The 9,810-nt window shown below is 66.3% G+C and carries 10 protein-coding genes; 8 read left to right on the forward strand and 2 right to left on the reverse strand.

From position 1 onward, the window contains the following. Nucleotides 1–15: 15 nt before the first annotated feature. On the reverse strand, nucleotides 16–534 hold the full coding sequence (locus G5V65_RS03855) for a response regulator (protein WP_165047242.1): 519 nt from the start codon (nucleotides 532–534) through the stop codon (nucleotides 16–18). Between the two features lie 259 nt (nucleotides 535–793). Between G5V65_RS03855 and G5V65_RS03860 the strand changes: the two genes are divergently transcribed. Next, complete coding sequence (locus tag G5V65_RS03860) at nucleotides 794–1,315, forward strand: molybdopterin-dependent oxidoreductase (protein ID WP_165047244.1); 522 nt, start codon at nucleotides 794–796, stop codon at nucleotides 1,313–1,315. Nucleotides 1,316–1,366: 51 nt separating this feature from the next. Next, nucleotides 1,367–4,000 carry a PAS domain-containing sensor histidine kinase gene (locus G5V65_RS03865; protein WP_165047246.1) on the forward strand — a complete coding sequence of 878 codons (2,634 nt, stop codon included), beginning with the start codon at nucleotides 1,367–1,369 and terminating at the stop codon, nucleotides 3,998–4,000. Nucleotides 4,001–4,009: 9 nt separating this feature from the next. Here G5V65_RS03865 and G5V65_RS03870 read toward each other — a convergent pair whose 3' ends face one another. Next, nucleotides 4,010–5,143 (reverse strand): hypothetical protein, encoded by a 1,134-nt coding sequence (locus tag G5V65_RS03870; RefSeq protein WP_165047247.1) that lies wholly within the window; start codon nucleotides 5,141–5,143, stop codon nucleotides 4,010–4,012. A gap of 82 nt (nucleotides 5,144–5,225) precedes the next feature. On the opposite strand from G5V65_RS03870, the gene flgB reads away from it, so the two are divergent. The 6 genes from flgB to flgG all read left to right on the forward strand — a co-directional run bounded on the left by flgB (nucleotide 5,226) and on the right by flgG (nucleotide 9,808). Continuing rightward, nucleotides 5,226–5,609, forward strand: coding sequence for a flagellar basal body rod protein FlgB (gene flgB / locus G5V65_RS03875; RefSeq protein ID WP_165047248.1), 384 nt, complete (start codon nucleotides 5,226–5,228; stop codon nucleotides 5,607–5,609). 2 nt (nucleotides 5,610–5,611) lie between these two features. Further along, on the forward strand, nucleotides 5,612–6,022 hold the full coding sequence (gene flgC / locus G5V65_RS03880) for a flagellar basal body rod protein FlgC (RefSeq protein ID WP_165047250.1): 411 nt from the start codon (nucleotides 5,612–5,614) through the stop codon (nucleotides 6,020–6,022). A 71-nt stretch (nucleotides 6,023–6,093) separates the two neighbouring features. Then, nucleotides 6,094–6,783 (forward strand): flagellar hook assembly protein FlgD, encoded by a 690-nt coding sequence (locus G5V65_RS03885; protein ID WP_165047251.1) that lies wholly within the window; start codon nucleotides 6,094–6,096, stop codon nucleotides 6,781–6,783. Between the two features lie 41 nt (nucleotides 6,784–6,824). Further along, entirely contained in the window at nucleotides 6,825–8,105 is a 1,281-nt protein-coding gene (locus tag G5V65_RS03890; protein ID WP_165047253.1) for a flagellar hook protein FlgE, read from the forward strand. 49 nt (nucleotides 8,106–8,154) lie between these two features. After that, nucleotides 8,155–8,922, forward strand: coding sequence for a flagellar basal body rod protein FlgF (locus tag G5V65_RS03895; protein ID WP_165047255.1), 768 nt, complete (start codon nucleotides 8,155–8,157; stop codon nucleotides 8,920–8,922). 97 nt (nucleotides 8,923–9,019) lie between these two features. Beyond that, the gene (gene flgG / locus G5V65_RS03900; RefSeq protein WP_165047256.1) at nucleotides 9,020–9,808 is read left to right on the forward strand and encodes a flagellar basal-body rod protein FlgG; all 789 of its coding nucleotides are present in this window, start codon (nucleotides 9,020–9,022) and stop codon (nucleotides 9,806–9,808) included. Nucleotides 9,809–9,810: the final 2 nt, after the last annotated feature.

Below are 9,810 nucleotides of genomic sequence, written 5' to 3' on the forward strand. Positions count from 1 at the left end.
CATCTGCGCTGAACATCAACGGCTTTCTGCGCCACCCCGAAAGAAAGGGCTTGCAAAATGTGCTGCGATTAGACGACCGTTCTTCGTGGTCCGCCCGGCATTGTGCCGCTCGCGCACCAGTTCCAGCGGCATGTAATGCTCGCCCGCATGCATGAAGCGGATGGCATTGGCCAGCGACCGCACGCCCGTCGTCTTCAGCACGATCCCCGAAGACCCGGCATTCATGATCTCGTCCAGCATCCGCGGCGTCGGGTTGCCCGTAATGATCGCCACCGGCTTGCCGCCATTCATCTTGATCGCCCGCCGCAATCCGGCCACGCCATTCATCCCCGGCATGTTCAGATCCAGCAGCACCACGTCAAACGGCCCCTCCGCCGCGATGTGATCCACGGCCTCGTCCAGCGTCTTTCCCGTCGTCACCGCCATGTCGGGGGCCGATGACAGATACATCGCGAAAACGTCCAGAACCATCTCATGGTCATCCGCAATCAGAATGCGAATCTTGTCTGCCCCGGCACCGCCAACAATGCTCATCGGTCTGCCTCTTTCAAATCCATCGGTCTGGTTACGGCGGACCCTGTCCACCCCAATCTTTCCAAGCAGGACAAACGTCCGGCCCGTGATGACAACAAGGATACCTGCTTAAATCCGCGTGGCAATTCCACGACAGCCAATTCCCGACTAAGTACATATGATAGCATACTTTAGGATGGGAATGCATCCGTAATTGGAATAGAGAAATCGGCCCCTTTTGCTATGGTCCGGCAATCCTTCCCGATTGCCGAGGTCATGAATGCCCCTTTCCCTTCCCCTCCGTCGCATCGCGGCACTTGCCGCCTTCGCGATCTGCGCGGCGATTCTTCCCGCCCGCGCCGAAATGGCCGCCCCCACGGGTGAGGTGATCCTCACCGTCTCGGGCACCATCGCCGAAACCAACAGCCCCGAAGGCGCCGCCTTCGACATGGAGATGCTGCAGGCCCTTCCCGCCATCAGCTTCGAAACCACCACGACCTGGACCGAAGGCCCCCACACCTTCGAAGGCGTGCCCCTGAAGACCCTGCTCGATGCCGTGGGCGCCGAGGGCGGCAAGATCACCGCCACCGCGCTCAACAGCTACAGCGTCGACATCCCCCTCGACGCGGTCGAGGATGCCGCCCCGATCATCGCCTATCACATTGATGGCGAAACCTTCTCGCGCCGTGACAAGGGCCCGCTCTGGATTGTCTTTCCTTATGATTCCAGTGACAAATATCAGTCCGAACTGGTATACGGATGGAGCATCTGGCAGCTAGCCGGCCTGACGATCTCGAACTGATCCTTCGCCCTGCGCCCGGCCCGGGCGCGGGGCACCCCGCCGGAACCCGTGATGAGCCAGTTTTTCGATGAAGCCCTGAAGGAAAGCCGTCTCGAACGCGCCGCGGTGCGCGTGCGGCACCTGATTCTGGGCATCACCTTCATGGCGACACTGGCCGCCATGGGCTATGTCTTCCTCAAGATCGACCGCGAACTCGACCGGTCCTCCTCGGTCGATTCCGACAATGTCACCTGGACCATGGCCCAGGTCGAGGTCGATACGCTAAAGCTCCAGCGCGCCGTCATCACCGCGACCGAGGATCCCACCGATCCCGAACGTCTCGATGATCTGCGCCTCGCCTTCGATATCTTCTACAGCCGCTTCAACATCCTGTCGCGCTCCGACAGGCTGGCCGGCCTGCCGATCAACGAATCCCTGCGCGATGCGCTCTGGTCCGACGGGGCCTTCTTCGAACGCATCACCCCGGTGATCGATTCCGATGACGCCACCCTTGCCGCGGCCCTTCCCGCCCTGCGCACGGAAATGACCTCCGTCGCCGATACCGTGCGCGCCAATGTCGTCTCCTCGCTGCAGGCGCTCATGGAAAACGGCGATCGACGCCGGGGCGAATTGCGCCGCTCGCTGCAGGTCTTTGCCGCCGCCTCGCTGGGCCTGCTCGGGTTGATGGCGGGGCTGTCGCTTGTCATCATCCAGCAGAACCGCGCGCAAAGCCGCCGCGCCGAAACCACCGAACGCGCCGTCCACAACCTGCGTGCCACCATCGAAAGCTCGCTCGATGCCCTCGTGATCACCGATGTCCAGGGCCGCATCACCGATTGCAACGGCGCGGCCGAGGCGCTCTTCGGGCGCGACCGTTCCACCTGCCGCGACTTCCGCATCGCCGACCTTCTGTTCAAGGAAGGCGAGGATGACCCCTTCGATCTGCTGCACAAGGCCCTGCGCGGCGATATCGACGATCTGGAAGATGGCCGCCTGCAGATGACGGGCCGCCGCGCCAACGGCATCGAAGTCCCGGTCGAGGTCGCCATGACCAAGGCCAAGGGCGCCAGCGGCGCCCCCATGTTCATCGCCTTCATCCGCGACATTTCCGAACGTATCGAACGCGAGGAAAGCCTGCGCAAGGCCCGGAACGAGGCGCTCAAGGGCGAAGAGGCGAAATCGCGCTTCCTCGCCGTGATGAGCCATGAGATGCGCACGCCCCTGAACGGCCTGATCGCGGCAACCGAACTGCTCCAGACCTCGACCGATCTCGATCAGCGGCAAAGCTGGCTGTCCGAGATTGTCCTGTCCTGCGGCTGGGCTGCGCTCGATCAGGTCAACAACGTGCTGGAACTGACGCGCCTCGGCTCCGACAAATCCGACAGCTATCAGGTCTCCGATTTCTCGCCTGTCCAGGTCGTCCGCGATCTGGTTCTGCAGAACCAGCCCCATGCCGCCAAGCGGGGCAACCAGCTTCGCTTCGACGAACCCGCCGATCCGCTGCCGCGCGTCACCGCCCCGCGCCAGTTGTTCCTGCGCGTCCTCTACAACCTTGTCGGCAACGCCATCAAATTCACCGATGCCGGGGCCGTCATCCTGCGCCTGCAGGCCGATACCATCGACTCCGGCCAGAAACTCCACCTCCGGATCGAGGTGTCGGATACCGGCATCGGCATCGCGGAACAGGATCTCGAACGGATATTCCATAACTTCGAAACGCTCGATGCCTCCTATGCGCGCATGCGCGAAGGCACGGGCCTTGGCCTTGGCATCGCCAAGCTTTCGGCCGAAGCGATGGGGGGCTCGATCCACGTCCGCTCCGAACTGGGCAAGGGCAGCACCTTCACCCTCGACGTCACCCTTCCCGTCGCGGCGGATGCGCGCCAGCCCGCCGGCGCCACCACCGCCGACCCGAGGGACGAGTCGCAGCCCCTGAATATCCTCGTGGTCGAGGACAACCCGATCAACAGCCTGCTGCTGACGGAAATGCTGCGCCTGCGCGGGCATACGGTCACCAATGCCGTGGATGGGATCGAAGCGGTCGAAAAGACCGCCGACACCGCCTTTGACATGATCCTTACCGATATCTCCATGCCCCGCATGGACGGGATCGAGGCGACCCGCATCATCCGCAGCCAGGGCGCCTGCCGCGACGTTCCCATCATCGGCGTCACCGCCAATGCCAGCCCCGACAAGATGCCCGAATTCCTCGGTGCCGGGATGACCGATGTCCTGGTCAAGCCCGTCACCCGCAACGCCCTGATGGCGATCATCGCCAATTACGCGCGCGGCGCGGCCCGGGTTCGCCCCGTCGCCCCGCCGACGCTGGTTCCCGAAATCCCGATCCTCAACACGCAGGTCTTCCGCGAAACCATCGAAGAGATGGGCCGCGATTTCGTCGAACGCATCGCCGAGAAACTGCTTCAGGAAACCGAGGTGCTTCTCGTCGAACTCTCCGATCTCGCAGGCAAGGGGGCTTATGACGAAGCCGCCCGCGCCGCGCACAAGACGGCGGGCGCCGCCGCCTCCATCGGCCTGTCCGGCCTGCATGGCGCGCTTGCGCGCTATGAACAGGCCGCCCTCGCCGCCGATGCCGCTGGCACGACAGCGGCCCTCGCCTCGGCCCGGTCGATCCTGCCGCGCACGGTTCTGGAACTGCGCGACGGCGGGCTTTCCCTCGCCCTGACGCGCGCCGCCGCGCAATAGCCCGCGCGCTCAGCCCGCGCTGTCATCGCCCCCCATCGCCGCGAATTGCGCCGACAGGTCCACGGTGATCGGGGCCGCCTTGGCCGCCTTCGCGCGCTTCGCCTTGCCACCCGCCCCGGCCACCGGATCCGGCACCGGCGCGGCCACGGCCGCAGGCCCCTCTCCCATCTCCGCGAACTGGGCGGCAAGGTCGATGCCGGCAGGCGCGGCGGCGGGTGGCACCGCCTCTGCAGGCCCATCCCCCAGCGCACCCAACACATCGAACGAGGCCGCCAGATCCATCGCCGCCGCCTTGCCGCGCCGCGCCTTGGCGGGCTGGGGCATGGTCGGTGGCGCATCCTCTTCCGGCGTCGCAGGGGTGATGGACACCACCTCTTCGCCGAGTGAGGCCAGCATGGCCGCCATCTCGGCAGGCAGGGCAGGGGGGCCGGGCGGGGCAGGATCATCCGGCACCGGCCCCAGCGCCCCCAGCGCCGCGAAGGATGCCGAAAGGTCAATCGCCCCCGCGCTCTGGCTGGCCGCGCCGCCCTCTGCCGCACCCTCTATCACGCCCTCTTCCTCAGCCGCCAGCCCCCCATCGGGCATCACCTCGGCCCAGTCCGCCGCATCCGCCCCCTCGGGCACGGCCAGTTGCGCCGCCACATCGCCCCAGTCCAGCGCGGCAAAGGCCGCAGCCACATCGGGCAGGGCAGGGGGCTCTTCGCCTGCCGCCTCTGGCAGCGCGTCGGGCGCCGCCTCCGGCGCGATCTCGGGCTCCGGCTCTGGCGTGTCCATCAGCATCCGGGCCACATCGTCCAGGTTGATCGACATCATCACCCCCTTCGACAGGGGCTTGGGCGCGGGCGGCGGGGGCGGCGGTTCCGGCTCGGGCAGGATCGGCTCGGGGGGAAGCTCTACCACCGGCAAGGCGGCAGGCAGGGGCGGGGCCTCCATCGCCTTGCGGATCAGGCTGATCCGCGCCGCCAGCAGCGCCCGCCGCCGCAACCCGGGCGGCTCCGCCGCGTGAAAGACGGCCAGCCGCGCCGCGCCCTCATCCGGCGACAGCCGCGCCACGGCCTTCACCAGCGCCCGGCTCAGGCTGCGCAGCGCCGGTCGCTTCCTGTCCGACGCCATCGCTTCCTCCGCCTCTGCGATCTCTTCCACGTCCGCCCCACCACTTGGCACGCCCCTTGCAAGCCCCGCGCCTGAAAGCCGGCTCTCCCGGCAGAACCGAGGATCAAGGACAATGACGGTCAGCTTCGCGGATTCGATAGGCCTGCACGCTCAATCCCTGATGTTGCGCGAAAAGCGGGGCGAAATCCTCGCCTCCAACATCGCCAATGCCGCCACCCCCAATTTCAAGGCGCGCGACTTCGATTTCGAAGGCGAACTCGCCCGCGCCACCGGCGGCGGCGCGCTGGCCGTCACCGCGCAGGCCCATCTCGCGGGCGGGCTGGCCGAAGGCAATCTCGGCTACCGCGTGCCGCTCAACGCCTCGATGGATGGCAACACTGTCGAACTTCCCGTCGAACAGATGGAATTCGCCGAAAACACCCTGCGCTACCAGACCAGCCTGCAACTCCTGAACCGCCGCATTTCCGGTCTGATGACCGCCATCAAGGGGGAATGACGATGTCCGATATCCGCAATGTCTTTGATGTCGGCGCGCGCGCCATGTCGGCGCAGATGGTGCGCATGAACACCGTCGCCTCCAACCTCGCCAATGCCAGCACTGTGGCCAGCAAGCCCGAAGATGCCTTCCGCGCCCTGCGCCCGGTCTTCGCCACCGAATTCGCCCGCGCGCAGGAAGGGCTGTCCACCGCCACCGTCGAAAGCGTCGTCATGCTGGATCGCCAGCCGGAAAAGCAGTTCCGCCCCGATCACCCCGCCGCCGATGCCCAGGGCTTCGTCTATGCCGCTGCCGTCAACACCGAAGAAGAGATGGTCGAAATGGTCGAGGCCAGCCGCCAATACCAGAACACGCTCGAAACCATGACAACCCTGCGCGCCCTGATGGCACGAACCGTGCAGATGGGCCAGTAACGCCCGTCCCGTAACCCCCCGCTGGCTGCCCGGCAGACAGGCCATCCCGACCGCGCCCCGAAAGGACCGCCATGATCACCTTCAACACCACCACCGGCGCCCCCGTCACCTCCGGAACCTCGGGCAGCAGCGCCGCCACCGCCATGACGAACTCCACCAGCGCGGCCCTCGGCCAGCAGGATTTCCTCACCCTCATGCTTGCCCAGCTCAAGAACCAGGATCCGCTGCAACCGATGGAGAACGGCGAATTCCTGGCCCAGCTTGCGCAATTCTCCACCGTCGGCGGCATCGAAAAGGTCAATGACACCCTCGCCAGCCTGGGCGAGGGGATGCGCGATTTCCGCATCGCCACCGCCGCCAACCTTCTGGGGCATGAGGTGCTGGTCCCCGGCAACATCGCCCGCGCCGGGGCCGATGGCACGATCAATGGCGTCGTCGACCTGCCCGATGCGGCAAGCTCCGTCACCGTCAGCTATTCCGATGCCACCACCGGCGCGCTTCTGCATACCGAAAGCTATGCCGCGCAATCGGCAGGCCTGATGGGCTTCTCCTGGTCCGACCTGCCGCAGGCCATGGTCGAAAACCGCAGCCCCGTCCGCGTCACCGTTTCCGCGACCACCGACAAGGGCACCGCCCCCGTCGGCCCCTCGGTCTTTGCCAAGGTGCTGTCCGCCCGCAACGGCGCGGATGGCAGCGACCTGACCCTTCAGGTCGAAGATTACGGCGCCCTCAACGCCCTCGAAGTCGAAGCCTTCCGCTGATCCGCCCTTTCGTCCGACACTCCAGATCAAGGACCCCCCGCATGTCGATGAGCACCGCCCTGTCCGGCCTGATGGCTGCCCAGACCGAAATCTCCGCCACCTCGCACAACATCGCCAATGTCGGCACCGTGGGCTTCCGCTCCAGCCGCGTCGAATTCGCCGATGTCTTCTCCTCCTCGCCCTTCTCCAGCCAGCGCACCGCCGTCGGCTCGGGCGTGCAGGTCCAGCGCGTCGCGCAGGATTTCACGCAAGGCAACGTCGTCACCACCGGCAACCTTCTGGACATCGCGATCGAAGGGCAGGGCTTCTTTGCCATCCAGACCCCGTCCGATGCCAATACCCTGCCCGGCGAAACCCGTTTCAGCCGCTCGGGCGCCTTCACCATGGATGCCACCGGCAATGTCGTGAACGCCTCGGGCGAGGCGCTGCTCTCCTGGCCGGTCGGGCTGGACGGCCTGCCGCTCACCAACGAACTGTCGCAGGCTATCCCCCTGACCATCCCGCTGGAAATGGGCACGCCCGTCGCCTCGTCGGAACTGGCGCTTCAGGTCCGGCTCCCCTCGGATGACGGGATGCTCGGCCAGCAGGATGCCGTGCCACCGACCAATGCCTTCGATCCCGCCGATCCCACCTCCTGGGCCACGCGGACGCCCGTGCCGCTCTTCGGCCCCGCAGGCACCCCGGTCGAGGCCGAGGCCTATTTCATCAAGATCTCCGGTCCCGATGCCGTCACCACCGACACGGTCTACGAACTGCGCCTCTTCGTCGATGGCGCGGAACTCCCGCCCACCGATCCGCTTCTGCCGCCCCGCGTCACCTTCGACGCGGCCGGAGAGATCAGCGCCGGCGGCACCATCGGCTTCGGCCCCGCGGGCCCCGGCGCGCTGGCCGTGGATCTGACCGGCTCCGAACTTTCCACCAGCCCCTTCGCCGTCCAAAGCGCCAGCCACAACGGCGCGGCGGCGGGCGGACTGACCAACCTCGAACTCGATGGCTCGGGCGCGGTCTGGGCGACCTATGGCACCTCGGGCCGCATGGCGATGGGCCAGATCGTGCTGGCCAACTTCACCAATCCCGGCGGGCTCAAGGTCCAGGGCAAGGCCACCTTCGCCGCCACCTCCGAATCCGGCGCCCCCATCGTGGGCACGCCCGGCACCTCGGGCTTCGGCCTCTTGCGGGCGGGCGCGCTGGAACGCTCCAACGTCGAACTGACCGAGGAACTGGTGAACCTGATCTCGGCCCAGCGCAACTATCAGGCCTCTGCCAAGGCGATGGAAACCTCCACCTCGCTGATGCAGACGATCATGAACATCCGCAGCTGATCCCACCCCGCGCGCAGGCCCCGGAACAGGCTGAAAGGACAAGGCCCAGATGGACAAGCTGATCCATACCGCCCTCAACAGCATCGCCCAGATCCGGGGCGCGCAGATCGCCAATGCGCAGAACCTCGCCAACCAGACGGTGCCGGGGTTCCGCCGCGACATCATGCCCGAAGGCCAGGCCTTCGTTCTGGAAGACCAGGGCGTGCTGCAATCCCGCGCCTTCCAGATCCCGGAGGAACACGCCGCCTTCTCAGATATCGCGGGCTTCATCAACCAGACCGGCGAACCGCTCGATCTGGCGCTGGCTGACAAGGGCTGGTTCTACGTCCAGCCCGATGAAGGCGGCGGTGGCCCCGCGCTTACCCGGCGGGGCGACATGCGCGTCACCGCCGAAGGCGCGCTGGTCAATGGCGCGGGCGAGGCGGTGCTGAACCAGCAGTTGCAGCCGATCACCCTGCCGCCGTTCCGGTCGATCATGGTCAACGAACTCGGCGCGATCACCATCGAACCCATCGGCGGCGCGCCGGGCGAACGGGTGCAGGTCGCCACCCTCGCCACCACGCGCGGCGACGGGCTGACGCTGATCAAGGGCCTTGATGGCCAGATCCGCCCGCCCCCCGGCACCGCCCTTCCCGCGCCCGATCAGGGATCCAAGGTCGTGCAGGGCGCGCTTGAAGGCTCCAACGTCAACGCGACCGAGGAACTGATCTCCTCCATCGAACTGCAACGCAGCTTCGAGCTGAACATCCGCATGATCTCCACCGCGAAAGAGATCGACGAAGCGGGCTCCCGCCTGCTGCGGATGCCTGAATCCTGATTTTCTCGCCCCGCGCCGCATCGGCGCGGCCCCCGGCACCGGTCTGGCACGGGCCTTGCACAATCCTCGGTGACAGACACGCTGATAGGTGCCCCCGATGTCGACCGATGCAATGCATGTGGCCAAGACCGGCCTCAACGCCCAACAGACCCGGATGCAGGTCATCGCCAACAACCTGGCGAACGTGAACACCACGGGCTTCAAGCGCGACCGCGCCAACTTCGAAAACCTGCTCTACCAGAACATCCGCCCCGCCGGCGCCCCCACATCCGAGGCCACCGCCCTGACCACGCCGCTCGCCGTGGGAACCGGGGTCCGCGTCGTGAACACCGAAAAGCTTTATGGCCAGGGCAGCCTGATCACCACCGACAACGCGCTCGATGTCGCCATCGACGGGCAGGGCTTCCTGCAGGTCCTGCTGCCCGATGGCCGCATCGGCTATACCCGTGACGGCACGCTCTCGCGCAATCCCGAAGGCACGCTCACCACCACCTCGGGCTATGTGATCCAGCCCGAGATCCAGATCCCCGACGGGGCCACCGCCATCAACATCTCTGCCGATGGCATCGTCTCCGTCCAGATGCCCGACGCGGTCGAGGCGCAGGAAGTGGGCCAGATCACCCTTGCCGCCTTCACCAACCCGCGCGGCCTCGAACCCATCGGCGAGAACTTCGTCGTCGAAAGCTCCGCCTCCGGCCCCGCCATCGTCGCCGCCCCCTACGAGGATGGCATGGGCAAGCTGGTCCAGGGCGCGCTCGAGGCGTCCAACGTCAATGTCGTGCAGGAACTGGTCGACATGATCGAAACCCAGCGCGCCTACGAGGTGAACTCGAAATCCATTTCCGCATCGGACGAGATGATGCGCTTCCTTTCCAACAAGCTCTGAGG

This window comes from Paragemmobacter kunshanensis (assembly GCF_011059185.1).
GTDB classification, from domain to species: Bacteria; Pseudomonadota; Alphaproteobacteria; order Rhodobacterales; family Rhodobacteraceae; genus Paragemmobacter; species Paragemmobacter kunshanensis.